The sequence below is a fragment of the Reyranella sp. GW821-FHT14A01 genome (genome assembly GCF_058803965.1).
On record NZ_JBXAPM010000014.1, the window covers coordinates 60,795 to 78,272 of the forward strand.

11 protein-coding genes are annotated in these 17,478 nt (G+C 67.2%); 9 read left to right on the top strand and 2 right to left on the bottom strand.

The features are described from left to right. The first annotated feature begins 22 nt into the window (after positions 1-22). From AC1ROX_RS23860 to AC1ROX_RS23890, 7 genes are all read left to right on the top strand, one after another. Positions 23-1,624 carry a hypothetical protein gene (locus AC1ROX_RS23860; protein ID WP_493129861.1) on the top strand — a complete coding sequence of 534 codons (1,602 nt, stop codon included), beginning with the start codon at positions 23-25 and terminating at the stop codon, positions 1,622-1,624. 16 nt (positions 1,625-1,640) lie between these two features. Continuing rightward, a complete protein-coding gene (locus AC1ROX_RS23865; protein WP_493129863.1) occupies positions 1,641-2,870 on the top strand; it encodes a hypothetical protein in 1,230 nt (409 codons plus the stop codon). 13 nt (positions 2,871-2,883) lie between these two features. Next, positions 2,884-3,321 (top strand): hypothetical protein, encoded by a 438-nt coding sequence (locus AC1ROX_RS23870; protein WP_493129865.1) that lies wholly within the window; start codon positions 2,884-2,886, stop codon positions 3,319-3,321. Continuing rightward, positions 3,318-5,027: a hypothetical protein gene (locus AC1ROX_RS23875; protein WP_493129867.1), complete on the top strand. Its 1,710-nt coding sequence runs from the start codon at positions 3,318-3,320 to the stop codon at positions 5,025-5,027. The genes AC1ROX_RS23870 and AC1ROX_RS23875 overlap by 4 nt, the downstream gene beginning before the upstream one ends. Next, positions 5,024-6,997: an ATP-binding protein gene (locus tag AC1ROX_RS23880; RefSeq protein ID WP_493129869.1), complete on the top strand. Its 1,974-nt coding sequence runs from the start codon at positions 5,024-5,026 to the stop codon at positions 6,995-6,997. Before AC1ROX_RS23875 ends, AC1ROX_RS23880 begins: the two co-directional genes overlap by 4 nt. A 1-nt stretch (position 6,998) precedes the next feature. Next, on the top strand, positions 6,999-9,905 hold the full coding sequence (locus AC1ROX_RS23885; RefSeq protein WP_493129872.1) for an eCIS core domain-containing protein: 2,907 nt from the start codon (positions 6,999-7,001) through the stop codon (positions 9,903-9,905). A 450-nt stretch (positions 9,906-10,355) separates the two neighbouring features. Next, positions 10,356-12,491 carry a glycosyltransferase gene (locus AC1ROX_RS23890; protein WP_493130104.1) on the top strand — a complete coding sequence of 712 codons (2,136 nt, stop codon included), beginning with the start codon at positions 10,356-10,358 and terminating at the stop codon, positions 12,489-12,491. Between the two features lie 18 nt (positions 12,492-12,509). Here AC1ROX_RS23890 and AC1ROX_RS23895 read toward each other — a convergent pair whose 3' ends face one another. Beyond that, positions 12,510-13,796, bottom strand: a complete 1,287-nt coding sequence (locus tag AC1ROX_RS23895) for a glycosyltransferase (RefSeq protein WP_493129874.1) — start codon at positions 13,794-13,796, stop codon at positions 12,510-12,512. Between the two features lie 20 nt (positions 13,797-13,816). Continuing rightward, positions 13,817-14,455, bottom strand: a complete 639-nt coding sequence (gene radC, locus AC1ROX_RS23900; RefSeq protein ID WP_493130106.1) for a RadC family protein — start codon at positions 14,453-14,455, stop codon at positions 13,817-13,819. Positions 14,456-14,904: 449 nt separating this feature from the next. On the opposite strand from radC, the gene AC1ROX_RS23905 reads away from it, so the two are divergent. Continuing rightward, entirely contained in the window at positions 14,905-15,972 is a 1,068-nt protein-coding gene (locus AC1ROX_RS23905) for a DUF3616 domain-containing protein (protein WP_493129876.1), read from the top strand. 68 nt (positions 15,973-16,040) lie between these two features. After that, a complete protein-coding gene (locus AC1ROX_RS23910) occupies positions 16,041-17,453 on the top strand; it encodes a serine hydrolase domain-containing protein (RefSeq protein ID WP_493129878.1) in 1,413 nt (470 codons plus the stop codon). The last annotated feature ends 25 nt before the right edge of the window (positions 17,454-17,478 follow it).

The window sequence follows — 17,478 nt, forward strand, 5'->3', positions numbered from 1 at the left end:
ATCCAAGCACCGGAGGCGATTCATGGCCTGCTGTAACGCCACCACCGCGACCATGCCGGCGATCGGCACGCCCGATCCCGGCCAGCACGTCAACTTCGTCAAGGGGATGGTGCTGGGCGTCGCCGACTATGTCCAGGAGCACGCCTATCTCGTCGGACGCAGCGAGTGGATGGTGCGTGACCTCCTCGGATATGGCACGGCGAGCGGCCTTGCCGTCACCATGGAGGACGATGGGAACAACGGTCCCCGTGTCCGTGTGTCGGCCGGATCGGCGGCGGCGCCCTCGGGCAGGATGATCTGCGTCGGACGCGACCAGTGCGGCTCGATCAACGGTTGGCTCTCCGATTCGGACCATGCCCGTCGGGTGGCCGCACGCATGTCCGGTTCTCCGCCCTTGCCGACGGTCACCCTCTACTTGACGCTGTGCTACCGCGACTGCGCGATCGCGCCGGTGCCGGTGCCGGGTGAGCCGTGCCGTTCCGAAGCGGCTTTGATGCAGCCTTCCCGCATCGCCGACGACTACTGCCTCGATTTCCGCCTCGATCCACCGGCGCAGTGGGAGGCGGATGCGATTGCTGCCTTCTCCGCCTGGCTCGATGACATCGTCGACGAAGGGCCCGGTTCGCCGCCGCTCGCTCCCGAAGAGTGGGCGGCGGCAGTCCGGGCCGCGCTTACCGCTGTCGTCGACGAAGTCGACGACGCCTCGCCGCCCTGGAGCTCACCTCCGGTGCCACCGCTGCCGCCCGGCGTCGCGATCGACGACTACGACGAGTTTCTGAAGCTCGCCTGGCGAATCTGGATTACCGAGTTCCGACCGAAGGTAATGGCGCGCCGATGCGCCGATCCCGCCGCTGCCGAGCACGACTGCGTTCTGCTCGCTGCGCTTCAGGTCCCGCTCTCGCATGTCGGCGGCGATCCTGCGACGGGGTGGAGCGTCGATGGTGACAGCACATCGGTGATCATCGACGAACGCCGTCGGCCGCTCATCGCGCCGCTCCACCTCGTCCAGACCGCACTCGGCATCATGACCGACGAGGGCATGGGAGGCTGGCTCAGCCCACCCCCTGGCCCCATCGGTCCTGCCGGGTCGCAAGGGCCGCCAGGACCTCAGGGGCCGGTTGGCCCGCAAGGCCCTGCCGGCCTCGCGGGGGTGCCGGGCCCCGTGGGACCACCGGGGCAACCAGGAGCACCGGGGCAATCAGGACCACCGGGACCATCGGGGCAAGCAGGAGCACCGGGGCAACCAGGACCACCGGGACCACCGGGCGCCACTGGCCCGGAGGGGCCGCGGGGGCCGATCGGTCCCCCAGGCGGCAGCGGTCCTTTCCGTCTGCGCACGTTCATCGCACAAGGCACGCGCGTGATCGATATCCCGCAACTCGGTCACGAAAAGTTTGACGCCTTCATTGCCCTCAATCCGGCGACTGTCGTCATGCCGCTCGCGAGCGAAGTGGGACTGGGCCGCGTCTATGTCTTCCGCGCGATGGAGGGAGTAGTGAGTTTCAGGCCCGCCGCCAACGATATTATTGAGGGCATACCCCGAGCGATCGAGTCGGGCCAGGCGCGCACGATGCTCTCGGACGGGAAGAGCATGTGGATCCAGATCGCGGACCATAATCCTTAGCCGGAGGGAATGAGCGATGCCTGATGAATTCGTCTCGCTTCAAGATCCGCTCGGCGAGGACGCGATCCGCACGGTCAACTTCTTCAACGGCCGCCTGTTGACCGGCAACGATATGGGCCGCGAGCAAGCGGCGCGGCGCGAAGCGGCGGCGCGACTGGGCCTTGCGATGGGCGACGGCATCTCGTGGGGGTTGGAGGTGGCGTTCCGCGGCAACATCGCGCCGGGCGGCCGTCCGGCGGCATCGGTCCGTCCCGGCATAGCGATCAACCGGCTGGGCGCGACCTTGTGCCTGAAGCAGCCTGTGACGCTTGCGCTGGATCGGGCCGCCACGCCCGGCGCGAACAACGTCGCCTGCCTCTTCAGCGACTGCGCGCCGCTCGCCGATGGCGACTATGTCGCCGGCGCCGGCCTCTACCTCCTCACGATCGCTCCTGCCTTCACCAGCGAGGGGCGGGCAGCCGTGAGCGGCATGGGCGACGCCACCGGCCGTTGCGCGCTCGACGTGACCGTCGAGGCGTTGCAGTTCCGCCTGCTCGAGATCCGTGACGAACTTTTCACGGCCAGTCCCGCCCAAGCGGATTTTCGCAACGCCATCGCCTATGAGGCGTTCGGCGCCGGCGTCGGCCCCGGCTGGCCGGCCGACCTGCTGGGCAGCGATCCGCGCCGCGACGACCTGATCGAGGCGCTGCGGGGCCACGGGCTGGGCGATGCCGAGGTCCCGCTCGCGCTTCTCGCCTTCAATGCCGCCGGTCACGTCTTCACCGACAATTGGAGCGTCCGCCGTCCCGTGTGCCCGCGCGATCCCGAGAGTGTCGTCAGCACCATTTCGGAACCGCGGCGGCTGGGGCTGGGGAGAGCGATGTTCCGCCAGTTCCAGGACGAGATAGACGGCATCGATCTCGCCGCGACGATCGCGAAGGAGCGCTTCGCCTTCCTGCCGCCGGCTGGTCTGCTGCCCGGGCTATCGGACAAGCAGGCCGGCGCCTTCTTCTCGGGGCTGACGGTGCGTGGGCCGTTGCACATCGATGCCAGTGCGGTCGAGCCGTTGCTGCGCGAGAGCTTCGTCGCGCCCGCGATCAGCACCAAGAGCGATCACGCCATCTGGCTCTACCGCATCGCTCAGACCCTCATGGCGCCGAACCGTGCCGACATCCTGCTCTTCGCCAACGGCCACCTGCCGTATCGCGGCGATGCGCGATTCAATCTCAGCCACTGGAACTACGCCAACTACGCCCTGATTCCCTGACGGAGGGATGGACATGCCGACATTCAATACGCCCCTGGACCAGACATTCGCGTCGCAGGCACTTGCCACCGGTCAGCGACTGAGCCAGCGCGACCGCACCCTGATCGAAACGCTTCTGACCGATCGCGGCATCCTTGGGTTTGCCACCGTCGGCCCCCAGCCGGTTCAGCCCACACCCGCGACTCCGGACGCTCCGGCGCCTGCGGCAGTCGCGACGCCCCTCGAACCCGCGGTCCGGCTGGCACTCACCACCGTCAAGCCCGGCGATCTCATCACCGCGGACTTCATGAACAATCTGGTCGAGGCTCTGCTTGCCCTCGATGGCAGGCTCAAGGCGCTGGAGGGCCGGTCCGGCGCGAACCCGGCGCCGGCTTCGCCGGGGACAGCGCCCGCTCCGTCGGCGACGGGTCCGGTCCCGCCGACACCGCCGCCGGCGACGCCAAACACATGAAGGCCGCGATGCCCGCCGTCCAGGTCGGACGTGCAAGGCTCGCCAATGCTCGGCCGGGAGATCGCGAGAGGCTGTCGGCGGCGCTCGGCCTCGCGTCGCCTGCCGCGACGGGAATCGGCGAGCGTGCGCTTCTTCTCATCCGCCGGATGCATATGGAGCGCCCACTCCGGGTAGCGGGGCGCGAGCGCTTCGCCGGCGAACTGATCGACCGGATCCGGGCTGCCAAGGTTGCCGCACGGCGCGGGCTGTCGGCGACAGGGGATAGCGTCTATTTCGAGGACGAGATCGCGCTTGAAGTCGCGATCGTGCGCGCCTGGCTGACCGGCGATCGACTGCCTGCCGTGGTCCTCGAAACGATGCCAGGCAGCGAGACCCCCATCGTGCGTTGGCGGCGATTTCTCTTCCAGGATCTGCGCCTGCTGCCGCGCCTCGTCACCGCACTTGTGGAGGCCGGCCTTGCCGCGCCCTGGTTCGCCCGGTTCTCCGATGGCGAACTTGCGTTTGCGGTCGAGACCCTTCTGCGCAGCCATGGCACTGCTACGGTGCCGTCATCGCCCAAACCTGGCGCGACCCTCGATCCGCGAGAATCCAGCCCTCGGCGGCACTTGGCGCTTCCATCGACGGTATCGGCCGTGATCGCGAACGCCATCGCCCTCGCCGAGAAGGTGTCGTCTCGCGAGAAGGTGCGCATCTTCATTGCCGCCTGCCTGGTCGCCGTGCGCCGGCCGGCGCTGATGTCGACCCGCATCCTCGGCACAGCCCTCGCAGACATGGCGCGTGCGCCGGAAACCATGCGCGCGCCGAGCTCGGGCGGCCCGATTGCGACGGTGCCGCCGTTGCCGTCTGTCGTCGTCGGCGCGGCTGATCAGCCGTCGTCGGCGATGCGCATCTCCGCTGGCCACGCACAGCCGAACGCGACTGCGCCGCACGATCGCGCTCTGGCAGCGCCGGGAGCAGCCTCCCTCCCGATAGCAACGCACGGCAATCGCCCGGTCATCTTCGAATCCGGCCTCCCAGGCCTGCCTGTTGAGGCCCCCGGCCATGTAGGGAAGCAGGCGCCGGTCATCAGCGACTACGCAGGCCTGTTCTTTTTCCTGAACGTGTTTCTGGCCCTCGGACTCTACGGTGATTTCACCGATCCCGAACGCCGGTTGCGCGGCCTCTCGCCGTTCGAGTTGCTGCTGCTGCTCGGCAGGCGCTGGCTCGGCAGCCGGCTTTGCGACGGCTCCGGCTCGACCGAGCTGGTCTTGCGGGGCCTGGCCGGACTCGGCCCGCGCGATCGCGTCGGCCGGTATTTCGAGGCGCCGGTCTGGCGGGTCCCGTCCGCGTGGCTCGCGCCGTGGCCGCGCAGGCGCGCACGCAGCGTCCCGATGCGCGGCGGGGTCAGCCATTGGCATCACGCGGGTTTCCCGATCGCCGACAGGTCGAAGGTTCGCCACTCGGCAGCTTGGTTGCGCCGCCGCTGGGTTGCCTGCCTTGGACGTTACATCGAGGCCAGGACCATGGCCGCGCTTGGAGCAGGGGATGCGAGGACAGCTATTGCAACGGTCGTCCAGTCGCGCGGCGCGATCTCGATCGATTCCGAGTGCGTTGATGTCGAGTGCGCGCTCAACGACCATCCTCTGGCGGTGCGGCTTGCGGGCCTGGACCGTGATCCCGGCTGGATTCCGGCCGCGGGTCGCAGCATCCGGTTCCACTTCACATGAGTATCGCCACTCTTGGCCGCGATCCGGCGACGCATCTGCGTCTCGCGCTGCTCGGGACGGGGGCGCTCCTCGCCGAGAGGATTGGCGAGCAGGCGCCCTGGCTCCGCGAATATGCCGACGAGATCTCCAGGCTCGCGGGTGAGAAGAATATCTCGGCCGGGCAATGGTCGGCGATGGTGGCCCGCTGGTCCCTTGCCGCGCCGCAGCTTCCCCTCAATCGACTCGGCGCTGTGCTCGCGGACCCGCTGGCGGTCGAGCTTCTGCTCGCGATCGGGCTCGCCGGCGAGGACGCGCGGATCGCCGGCCTGGTCGGGCAGAACGACCGGTTCACGCTGGCGACGCTCACCGCGCTCTGGCGCCATCACGACGGCCGGGATGATCCAGGGGCCGTCCGGACATCGATCGGCCGGTTGGTCCGCACCGGCCTGGTCGTTGTCACGAACCCGCAGGCGCCGCGCTTCGATTGGGAGCTTACCGTCTCGACGACAGCCTGGGACGCGCTGAGCGGCGACACGTCATCACCGGCCGGAAGCCGGCTGTCGGCGGTAGAGGAGCTGAAGCCGTTCGAGACGATCCTTGCGGCGGAGGACGTGATCGCGCATGCCCGCAGGCTCGGCGAGGCGATGGTGCGAAACCCGATGCTCGCGGTGCTGCTGCGCGGTCCCACGCGCAATGGCCGCAGGACGATCGCGAGAGCGCTGGCCCGCGCGATCGAACGGCCGCTGCTCGAGGTCGAGGCAGCCGCCTTGGACAATCCGGAGGCGTGGCGCCAGATCGGCCTGTTTGCCTTCCTCCACGACGCGGTCGTCGTGATCGCAGCGGCGCTCGGCGCCGGCGAGGTGCGCGATGTGCCGGCTTTCGCCCTGGAGCCCATCCGTCTGATCGTCATCGCCGGCGCGAGCGGCGGCTTCCGACTTGGCGACCGGCCTCAGGCGACGCTCACAGTTCCCGCGCCCGACCGCTTCGAACGCGCGGCACATTGGCGTGCGGCACTCGTCGAAGCGGGCGGCGGTAGCGTCATGGTGCTTGCCGACGCCTTCCGGCTGACCAGCGGCACGATCCATCGCGCGGCGGTGGGTGCGCAGCTTGCCGCTCACCAGGCAGGGCGCCGCGAGGTGACCGGACCGGACGTGCGGGCGGCGTTGCGCGACCTGCAGGACAGCCGGCTCGAGAGCGTCGCCGCCCGGGTGGATCCCGGCAAGCGCCGCGAGTTCCTCGCCCTCGACGACCTGGCGAGCGACGAGATGGCGGCGCTTGCCAGCCGCTGCCGCAATCGCGAAGCGCTCGGTGCGCATGCGGGGCCCGGGCCGGGTGCAATGGGCGTGCGCGCCCTGTTCTCCGGGCCCTCGGGGACGGGCAAGACGCTGGCGGCTCGCCGTCTTGCGCACGATCTCGCGCGCGACATCTGGCGGATCGATCTCGCCGCGACCGTCAGCAAGTACATCGGCGAAACGGAAAAGGCACTCGACCGCGCTTTCGCCGCGGCGGAAGAGCTGGACACGATCCTGCTGCTCGACGAAGGCGACGCCCTCATGGCGCGCCGCACGGATGTCGGGAACTCCAACGACCGCTACGCCAACCTCGAGACCAACTTCCTTCTCCAGCGCATCGAGACCTTTTCCGGCATCCTGATCGTCACCACCAACGCCTCGGACCGGATCGACAAGGCCTTCCAGCGGCGCATGGACGTGGTCGTGCCTTTCAGCGCGCCCGACGAGCTGCGCCGGTACCAGATCCTCGATCGCCATCTAGGCGACCATCGCGCTGACGATGATCTGGTGCAGGAGATCGCGGTGCGTTGCGCGCTCTCGGGCGGTCAGCTCCGCAACGTCGCGCTGCATGCCCGGCTGCTGGCACTGGAGGCGGGCGCGGCGATCGGCGACGAGATCCTGCGGCGCGCGGTGTTCCGCGAGTATCGAAAGCTCGACGCGCACTGCCCGCTGAAGCCGCTCCTGGCGGCGGTCGGCTGAGATGGGCGCGGCGGCGGCCGTCCGGCAGAGCGCGGCACCGGCCGTTGCCGTTGCGCGGGCTCCCGAACCCGGCCGGGCACACGATCGCCGGCGCGTGCAGGCGTTCAAGGTTTCGAGCCCGGATGACGCCGCGGAGCGGGAGGCACAGGCAACCGCCCGCGCGGTGCTGGCGATGCCGGCGCCGGCGGTGAGTGCACGGGCCCGGGTGCCGGTGCTCGCCGCACGAGCGCCTGTTGCGCGCGCTCCCCCGGTGCCGACGCCCCCTGCGCCGAAAGAGGACGAGACCTCACCGGAACTCACCGAGGCGATCAGGTCGGAGCTTGGCCGCGGCCATCCGCTTCCCAATGAGACGCGCGAGTTCATGGAACCGCGTTTCCGCGCCAACTTCTCGGGTATCAGGATCCATACCGGCGGCAAGGCGTCGAACCTCTCGAGCCGGCTGGGCGCGCGCGCCTTCGCCTATGGTCGCGATATCTTCTTCAACGACGGCGCATTCCAGCCCGACAGTCCCGAGGGCATGGAACTGATCGCGCATGAGCTGACGCACACCATCCAGCAGCGCCAGGTCGTCCAGCGCGAGATCCAGATCAACCAGACGAGCGAGCCGCACGTGCAGCGCGGGCTGATCAGCCGGGCGCTGGACTGGGTCGCCGACAAGGCTAACTACATCCCGGGCTTCCGGCTCTTCACCATCGTGATCGGCGTCAATCCGATCAACATGGCGAGCGTGGATCGCAGCGGCGCCAACATCCTGCGCGCGCTGATCGAGTTCATTCCCGGTGGCCCCAAGATCGTCGAGGCGCTCGAGAACCACGGCGTCTTCCAGCGGGGCGGGAAGTTCATCGAGGACCAGTTCCGCTCGCTGGGCATGGTCGGGCGCGCCTTTCGCGACGCGCTGATGGAGTTCCTCGATTCACTGGGCCTCAGGGATATCGTCCGCCCCGGCCAGGTGATCGATCGCGCGATCGCGATTTTCACGGCGCCCGTGAAGCGGCTGATCGACTTCGGCAAGGGGCTGGTCAAGGGCATCGCTGACATCGTCAAGGACGTGATCCTGAAGCCGCTCGGCCGCTTTGCCGCCGAGAACGTTCCCAAGTGGAACCTGCTCGTCGGCGTGTTCGGCAAGAATCCGGTCTCGGACGAGGGCGAGAGCCCGGCCTCGGCCCTGATCGGCGCCTTCATGGAATTGATCGGCCAGAAGGAAATCTGGGAGAACATCAAGAAGGGCAATGCCGTCGACCGGGCGTGGGCATGGTTCCAGGGCGCCATGAAGGGCGCGCTGTCGCTCGTCACGTCGATCCCTGGCCGCGTCATGGGCGTCATACGGTCGCTGACGATCTTCGATATCGTCACCATCGTCGGCGCCTTCGGCAAGATTCTGGGCGCCTTCGGCAGCTTCGTCGGCGACTTCATGCGCTGGGCCGGCGGCACGGTGCTGAACCTGCTCGAGATCATCCTCTCGGTGGTCGCGCCGGCGGTGGTTCCCTACCTCAGGAAGGCTGGCAGCGCATTCTCGACCATCATCCGCAATCCCATCGGCTTCGTGCGGACGCTGGTGCGCGCCGGAATCCAGGGCTTCCGGCAATTTGCGTCGAATTTCCTGACCCATCTCAAGGCGGCGCTCATCGGCTGGCTGACCGGCTCCCTCGCGGGCTCCGGGGTCTACATTCCGACCGGCTTCACGCTTCTCGAGATCCTCAAGTTCGTGCTTTCGGTGATGGGTCTCACCTGGGCCAACATCCGCGCGAAGCTGGTCGCCGCGACCAGCGAGACCGTGGTGAAGTCGCTCGAGACCGGCTTCGATATCGTCAAGACGCTGGTCACCCAGGGGCCCGCGGCGGCCTGGGAGAAGATCGTCGAGACGATGACCAATCTGAAGCAGATGGCGATCGACGCGGTGATGGACTTCGTGAAGTCCAAGGTCGTCGAGGCCGCCGTGACCAAGCTCCTGTCGATGCTCAACCCGGCCGGCGCGTTCATCCAGGCGATCATCGCCATCTACAACACGATCATGTTTTTCGTGGAGCGCATCCGCCAGATCGCGCAGGTGGCGGCGGCCTTCATCGACGGCATTGCCGCGATCGCCGCGGGCAACATCGCGCCCGCCGCCAACAGGGTCGAGCAGACGATGGCCGGGCTGCTGACGCTCGTCATCAGCTTCCTCGCGCGCATCTCCGGCCTGGGCAAGGTGAGCGACGCGGTGCTGGCCCTGGTCAAGAAGATCCGCGACCCGATCGACAAGGCGCTGGACAAGGTGGTGGCGTGGATCGTGGCGCAGGCACGGCGACTGGTTGCTTCACCGAACCGGAGCAGGGGGGTAGATGCTCGTACGCCGGCAGAAAAGGAGGCTGCGGTTATCGCTGCGAAGGAAGAGGCAGAGCGCGCGCTGTTTGACGTTCATTCGACCCCGGACAGTCTTCCAGCCTCGCTGGCAGCAATCCAGAAACGTCATGCGCTTACACGCATCACGCTCGAACGCGGAGATGGCCAGTATGACGTACTTGTCGAGATCAACCCGGCTCGCCGAACGAAGCGCAAGCGATTTGATCCTGCAAATCTCGCGGTAAACGATGTCATCCTTGTTCTGTACAAGGACCCGCGTTGGCTCGATCCGGACCGAGAGAAGTGGATTCCTAGCATCGTGGTAATGTTGGATAGTGGGCGTGGTGAGTTCAGATGGCGCTCAGCTAACCAGAAGGTGGAGCGTTACGGGCGCCTGACGTTCGACACACACGAAAAGAACTGGAGGAAGGGCCACACTTCGCAACGACTCATCCCGGAAGATGAGATCATTGAGGAAAACAAAAAGCAGGAGTGGGAGTCATTTGAATTGCGCGCACGGTGCTCAATTATCGGCATCATCGGAAGCAGTTCAATCCGGGCGGAATGCAGTGGGAGCATATTATAGAGCGCTCTGCTGGTGGCAGGAATGCCTCTGGCAATCTCGCCCTCACTGCTGCAACAACCAACAATAGACTCGGTGTGCTATTCGGTAAGCCGTACTCCTCTGGCGAGGCACCGGCCGGTCAAGGCGGAACCCAGGACTTACCCCTTCGCGAATATCTTCGTGGAAAGTCGCTATTCGCCCAGAATACCTGGAAGCAGCATTTCTACGCACAGTTGCGAATAAGCCTCAAATGGAGTCGGTCAGAGCGCGGCATTTGGAGAGATCTCAATTGACCCGCCGGCCTCAACTATCAGCTGCTCTCGTCAACACGAATGCCCAAGCCTACCTGCTCAAATCCTGCAAACATTCCCAAGCTATCATCCCCGACAGCACTTATGCCGGAAGTCCTTACCGTCCAGAGTGACCATTCCAATAGGTCGGACTATGCCCCTGCCACTATTGTCCTGCATTATGCCTACCGCTGATAGGCGACGTTTTGTGCCGAATGCCATCGAATATTTTCTGAACCAGGACTACGCCGAGCGCGAGCTGGTGATCCTCGACGATGGCAAGGATTGTGTAGCTGATCTCGTCCCAAATCATCAGCGCATCCGCTACCTCCGCGAAGAGGTGAGGCGGGTGGTTGGCGACAAGCGGAACCGGCTGTGCGAGCTGGCGCAGGGGGAGATCATCGTGCACTGGGACGATGACGACTGGCATGCGCCGGACCGGCTGAGCCGTCAGGTCGCGGCGCTCGATGCCACTGGCGCGGAGATCGTCGGGCTCGACCGGATTGCCTTTCTCTCCGATGACGGCTCGCAGGCCTGGGACTATCGGTGGGCCGGGCGCCGGCGCTGGGTGTATGGCGCGAGCATGGCCTATCGGCGGACGCTCTGGCAGCGCCGTCCCTTCCACCAGATGCGCGCCGGCGAGGACACGCGCTTCGTGTTCGACGCGAGCGATGCGCGCGTCCATGCCATGGCCGAAGGGGATTGGCTGATCGCACGTGTCCATTCCGGCAACACCAGCGCGAAGCGCACGCAGGCAGGCTATTGGACCGAGCGCCCACCCGCACCCTTGGTCGACCGGATCGCCCAATGGTCGGTCACGGGCGTGCCGACCCCGCCGCGTCCTCTCGCCAATGTCTACGCATTGCTGGCGCACGAGCGGCCCGAATGCGTGGTCGACCTCGTCCGCAACCTTCGTTTCCATGACCCGACGTCGCCGATCCTGCTCTACGACGGCAGCCCCGGCGGCCGACTGCTCGATCCGCGCCTTCCCTGGGCACGCTGGGGCGTCGAAATCGTGCCGGAGTGCCGTCCGATGAAGTGGGGCTCGCTCCACGGCTTCGCGCTCGACTGCATAGGGCAGCTTCGTGGCCGGACATACGACGCGCTCACCATCGTCGATTCCGACCAGATGATGCTGCGCGCAGGCTATCCCGCCTTCCTGGCGGCGCACGGCGGCGTGTCCGGGGTGCTGTCGAGCGACGCCCGGCCGCAGGGAGCCGACACGCGCATTCCGCCCGCCGTGACGGCCCAGGCCGAACGCGCCCTCTGGCAGCCTTTTCTGGACCGGTTCAAGGACGGAGACCTGGCGTTCGTCCATTGGACCTTTTGGCCGGCCACGGTGATCGGCGCGGAGTGCGGCCGCGCCATCGCGGAGCTCTTCCGCGATTCGCAACTCGCTTCGATCCTCGCCAGGTCGCGGCTTTGGGCGACCGAAGAGGTCCTGATCCCCACGCTTGCCCGCCTGCTCGGCTTCCCGGTTCAGCAGAGTCCCTGTCGCGGCGACTGGACCCAGTATCGACGGCGCTGGAGTCAGCGCGACGTGGACGTCGCCCGCGCCGATCCCCGGACCTTCTGGATTCACCCCGTCCCGCGTACGCTGGACGATCCGCTGCGGAGCCATCTGCGAGCAGCCTGCAATCATTATCGCTCCGCACCGCCCGCACCCCTTCCGGGGCCGGCAACGGAGGATGTCGCGATCCTGGCGCAGATGCGCGCGATCCCGGGCTGGCTGAGCGACGCCGAGGCGAGCGCGGTGCTGACCGCCGCCCGCAAGGCCCTGGCGCGCGATGCGGCGGCCGGCCACATCGTCGAGATCGGCAGCCATTGTGGCAAGGCGACGCTCCTGCTCGGCCGCGCGGCGCAGGCGGCCTCCATCGAAGCGCGGGTGACGGCGGTCGACCGCTTCGACGGGGTGACGGGCAGTCGCGAGGACAAGCTGTGCCGCGAACAGGCCACGCGCGGGCGTTTCGACCAGATGCTGTCGGCGTCGGGGCTGGGATCGTTTGTGTCGGCCCGGACCGGCGAGGCACCCGAGGTCGCGACCGACGCGCCGGTCGATCTGTTGCTGATCGACGGTCTGCACGACTATCCCGCCGTCGCGGCCGATTTCGCGGCGTTCGAGCAGGCGCTCACGCCCAACGCCCGCGTCGCGTTTCACGACTACGCCGACTACTTCCCGGGGGTCGTGAGCTTCGTCGACGAGATCGTCGCTTCCGGCGAATGGGAGATCGAAACGGCGGTCGACACGCTCCGCATCCTGCGGCGCGCAGCGACGACTCCCGGCAAGGTGGAACCGGCGCTGGCGGAGCAGGCCTGACCGGCGGCGATCGCCGGGTTATCCGGTGCGCGTGAAGACGAGTCCGGTCTGCGCGGTGAAGCCGCTGTGGTTGTTCGAATGGGCGCGCACGCCGGCCGTCGCTTCCGCATCGTGCCGGAAGCCGGCCGCCGCGAACCGGGTGATCCAGTAGTCGCTCCACTGACAGTTGACGTGGTGATGTCCAGGCTGACCGGGCACCGCGGCCGTGATGAAGACCTGGCGGCATCCCGCGAACGTGGTCATGAAGTTGGCCACATAGGGTTCATCCACATGCTCGACGAACTCGACGGCCCAGCCGAGGTCGTAGGGACCGGCATCGAGCGGTCCAGTGGCGTAGTCGTGCTCGACGATATACGGAGAATGGCGCGCATAACGCGGATCGCCATCGACGCCGCGCGCGACAAGGCCGCGGGACAGGGCATAGCAAACCATCCCGCCGGGCCCGCAGCCGACATCGAGGAAGCTGCGGGGCCGGAACCGGTCGACGAGGTAGTCGAATGCGCCTTCGTCGAACTGGGTCAGTTCCTCGTGTCCCCCGAGATGAGCGGCCGGCGTCTCCTCCGGAATGCCGCGGTCGACGGGCGGATGACCGAGCGCGCGCCGAAAGAGGCAGCCGAGGAGGCTGCCATCCGCGAGCAGCAGATCGGCCGGCATGTACGCCAGATGGCGTGTGCGCACGTCGTTGCGGATCGTGTTGTTGGACAGCATGTAGGTCCAGCAGTCCGGTTCGAGCCCGGCCGCGTGCCGGCTGTCGTCGCGCCGGATCGCGAGCCGGGCGCTGTCGTTCCAGGCAAGCGGCATCACCGTTCGCGTGGGAAGCAGCAGCGCGTCGCGACCGTGGGCCTTGATCGCCTTGTCCATCGGGGTGGAGGCCAGGTCGAGCCACGCGATCGGGCGGGGACCCCGCAGTCGCCTGGCAACACGGGCGTAGTGATCCATGATGACCTCGCCTCCGGCTTGCGCGGCCATGAAGTTGCAACTCGCATAGCCCTGCGGCTCGCGATAGCCGATGAAGCGGTGCGTCTCGGCCGCTTCGAGCAGCGGCGACAGGCTGCGCATCACGATGCAGTCGGCATCGATGTAGAGCCCGCCATGGCGCGACAGGAGCCAGGCGCGGACGAAATCCGACACGTGGTTGAGGCCAAGGCCGTCCAAGGGTATGTCCCGGTCGTCGGTCCACAGGCGATCGAACGCGGCGCAGTCGAGCAGGTGCAGGTCGGGATGGTGCCGGCGGGCCGTTTCCAGGCAGAGATCGATGTAGGGCGGCCTTGGCCCTTCCCAGAACATCCAGATGGGCGCGATCATCGCAGGTGACCTCCCGTCCGTCAGAGCAGCCCCAGACTCCTGAAGCTCGCATGCCCTTTGCGGCCGATCACCAGGTGATCGTGGATCGTGATACCCAGCGCCTCCGACGCCGCCTTGATCTCGCGCGTCATCTCGATGTCGTCGCGGCTGGGCTTGGGATCGCCGCTGGGATGATTATGGACCAGGATCAGCGCGGCCGCATTCAATGCCAGCGCGCGCTTCACGACCTCGCGCGGATAGACGGGGGTGTGGTCGATGGTGCCGCGCTGCTGGACCTCGTCGGCGATCAGCACGTTCTTGCGGTCGAGGAAGAGGATGCGGAACTGCTCGGTCTTCTCGTGGGCGAGCGCCGCGTGGCAATAGTCGATGAGCTGCTGCCAGTTGGTCAGCACCGGCATGTCCTTGACCTTGCGCTCGGCCAGCCGGCGCCCGACCTCGCGCATCGCCTTGAAGTGGACCAGGGTGCGCTGGTCGATCTCGAATTCGCGTAGCTGCGCGGGTTCGGCCGCGAAGACGTCGCCCAGCGTGCCGAAGCGCTCCAGCAAGGCCTTGGCCATCGGCTTGGTGTCGATCCGTTCGATCGAATAGAAGAGCAGCAGCTCCAGCAGCTCGTAGTCGGCCAGCGACTCGACGCCAGCCTTGATCACGCGCTCGCGCACCCGGCCGCGATGACCGTGATAGTGCGGCCGGGGCGGCGTCGGCTCGCCGCTATTGTGGCCGGCCGATGCCGCGGGCGCCGCTTCGAGCGCAGCGGCCAGCCTGGCGGTTGGATCCTCGCCGGTGAAATCCCAGCATTGGTCGAGACGGTTCCAGGTGCCGCCCGCTTCGCGCAACAGGATGCGGTGGGGCAGGGTATTGCCGCTCACGCGCCAGAGATTTTCGGAGGATTGCAGGCGAAGGCCGGCCGCCAGCAGTGCGAGCAAGGTGTCGTCATTCGGCGCCGGATCAGCCGCCGTCTCAACCGGAACCGCCTTGAGAGTTGCCCGCTTCGCCTTCCCCATGCGGATACGATCCGATGGAACCGCGGCGGAAAGGCGGCAGGAAAGGGCTGAACCCAAGACCTTGGGCCTGTAGCCTGCCCCATCGATCTTGCGTCCTGGAGGGCCAAATGCCTGACCGGCTCCGGAATTCATGGGCCTGCACCGTGATCGTGGCCCTTCTCGCGATGCTGGCGCTCCCGGTGGAGGCCAGGGAATGGAAGGTCGAGAATGAGCTCAGGGGCGAGCCGAAGAAGGACAAGCCCGGCGCGTTCAAGAAGGCCCAGGATGTGAGCGGGATCGCCTGCACCCGCGAGTCCGGCTTTCCACGGCAGTGCCTCGTGATCGACGACGAGGTGCAATGGGCGCAGCTGGTGATTCTGCATGAGAACGAGATCGTCGCCGGCCAGACGATCCAACTGATTGGTAACACGCACGACGGCGAGCCGCTCGAACTCGACGGCGAGGGCGTGGCTTATGCCGATGGCTATTCCTACGTCATCGGCTCGCATGGCAGCCCGCGTCACAAAACGAAGAACGAAGCGACGCGCGAAGCCCGGGTCACGGCAAGCAGTCAGCTTGTGCGGTTCAGGATCGACAGCAATGACATCACGAAGGAGGGGCGTCTGAAGGTGACGCCCAGGATCGAAACGACGGCAAAGCTTCGCAAGGCCCTGGCAGACCATTCCGCTCTCAAAGATTTCGCCGAGAAGGATTTGGACAAGAACGGCCTCACCATCGAAGGCGTCGCGATCAAGGACGGTATCCTCTATGCGGGATTGCGAGCGCCGATCCTGGCTCCTGGTCGGGCCACGGTGGCAACGGTTCCGGTGGAAGCCTTGTTCGACGGCAAGCCTGGACTCCCGGAGTTGAAGTTGCATTCGCTGACGGTGGGCGAAGGCAACGGGGTTCGCGATCTCGTGCTCTACAAGGGCGAATTTTTGGTTTTGGTGGGTTCCTCAGCCGAGTTGAAGAAAGGCGATCCTGGAAAGTACTTCATCCACCGGTGGTCCGGTGAGGGCGACGTCACGGGAGTCGGGGCCGAAGTCCCGGTGTATCCGGGCAAGGACGGCGACGACGCAGAGTATCCCAAGCCCGAAGCCATCCTGCCTCTCGAACAGACCGGCGATGGCCTGCGTCTCCTTGTGATCTACGAAGGCGCCAAGGAGGGACGGCCACGGGATCTCACGATCCGCTAGATCGGGCTGCGACGGTAAGGCGGCAGGAAAGGGCTGAAGCCGAGACCTCGGGCCTGTAGGCTGGCGTGATGTCAGCCGACGACTTCATCGAGATCGACGCGGCCTGCGCCGCTTTCGCCCATCAGGAACGGATACCGGGTCTCGCCCTGGGCATCGTGCAGGACGGCCGCCTCGTCCACGCGACGGCGATGGGGCTCGCCGATCGGGAAGCCGGCCGTCGCGTCGAGGTGGGCACTGCCTTCCGCATCGCCTCGATGACCAAGAACATGACCGCGCTCGCGATCCTCTCGTTGCGCGATCGGGGATGGCTGCAGCTCGACGTGCCGCTGGCGCACTATGTGCCGCAGTTCAGGGCGGTGAAGCCCGCGACCCGCGACAGCGCGCCGGTCACAGTGCGTCACCTGTTGACGCACACCGCGGGCTTCGTCACCGACGATCCCTGGGGGGACCGCGTGCTCGGCATGTCGCCCGCCCAGCTCGATCAGGTGATCGCCACCGGCCACCTGTTTGCCCGCCCGCCGGGCCTCGCCTTCGAATACAGCAACCTGGGCTACGCGCTGCTGGGGCGCGTGCTGACCAATGTGAGCGGAGAGCCCTACCAGGTCTATATGCAGCGCACCTTCCTCGAGCCGCTCGGCATGGCGCACACCACCTTCGACGCACCGGCGGCGGCGAAGGGAGACTATGCCTGGGGCTATCGCCTCGATGGCGAGACCTGGTCGCGCGAGCGCATCGAGCCGGACGGCGAGGTCGGCGCCATGGGCGGCCTCGCGACGACCGTGCCGGACTATGCCCGCTACGTGGCGTTCCTGCTCGACGCCTGGCCGGCGCGCGACGATCCCGAGAGCGGCCCGGTCCGCCGGTCGAGCGTGCGCGAGATGGTGTTGTGGCACGCGCCGCCCTTCGTGCCCGATTCCGGGCCCGGCGCCCGCGCGGGACAGCCCAGCGCCTATGGCTACGGTCTCACCCATACGACCGACGCACTGCTCGGCATGCGGATCCATCACGCGGGCGGCCTGCCGGGGTATGGCTCGCACGTGCTGACGCTGCCGGCGCGCGGCTGGGGTGTCTTCGCCTTCGGCAACCGGACCTATGCAGCCATGTCGCGGCTCACGCTGACCGTCGCGGATATGCTGCACGCAGCGGCGCCGCCGCTTCCCCTGGCGATGCCGTCAGCGGCGCTCGCGCGCGCCGTCGATGCGGTCGTCGCGGCCTATGCTTCGGGTCGCATCGAAGGCGGCGACCGGCCGTTCGCGGTGAACTTCCTGCTCGACACGCCGGCGCCCCTGCGCGACGCCGAGCTCGCGTCGCTCAAGCAGTGGCTGGGCGAGGGGCGTCTCGGGCGCATCGAGCCGATCCATGCCTCGGGTGGACGCTTCGTCATCGACTGCGCGCGCGGCCGATTGAACGGCACGATCATGCTGTCGCCCGAGGCCGATGGCGGTATCCAGAAGCTGGTGCTGACGGCCGAGGGCGCCTGACGACGCTCGGCCGCCCGCCGGTACC

Coding starts and splice junctions, on each gene's coding strand:
- AC1ROX_RS23860 (WP_493129861.1), top strand. CDS start 23: ATGGCCTGCTGTAACGCCACCACCGCGACCATGCCGGCGATCGGCACG.
- AC1ROX_RS23865 (WP_493129863.1), top strand. CDS start 1,641: ATGCCTGATGAATTCGTCTCGCTTCAAGATCCGCTCGGCGAGGACGCG.
- AC1ROX_RS23870 (WP_493129865.1), top strand. CDS start 2,884: ATGCCGACATTCAATACGCCCCTGGACCAGACATTCGCGTCGCAGGCA.
- AC1ROX_RS23875 (WP_493129867.1), top strand. CDS start 3,318: ATGAAGGCCGCGATGCCCGCCGTCCAGGTCGGACGTGCAAGGCTCGCC.
- AC1ROX_RS23880 (WP_493129869.1), top strand. CDS start 5,024: ATGAGTATCGCCACTCTTGGCCGCGATCCGGCGACGCATCTGCGTCTC.
- AC1ROX_RS23885 (WP_493129872.1), top strand. CDS start 6,999: ATGGGCGCGGCGGCGGCCGTCCGGCAGAGCGCGGCACCGGCCGTTGCC.
- AC1ROX_RS23890 (WP_493130104.1), top strand. CDS start 10,356: ATGCCTACCGCTGATAGGCGACGTTTTGTGCCGAATGCCATCGAATAT.
- AC1ROX_RS23895 (WP_493129874.1), bottom strand. CDS start 13,796: ATGATCGCGCCCATCTGGATGTTCTGGGAAGGGCCAAGGCCGCCCTAC.
- AC1ROX_RS23905 (WP_493129876.1), top strand. CDS start 14,905: ATGCCTGACCGGCTCCGGAATTCATGGGCCTGCACCGTGATCGTGGCC.
- AC1ROX_RS23910 (WP_493129878.1), top strand. CDS start 16,041: ATGTCAGCCGACGACTTCATCGAGATCGACGCGGCCTGCGCCGCTTTC.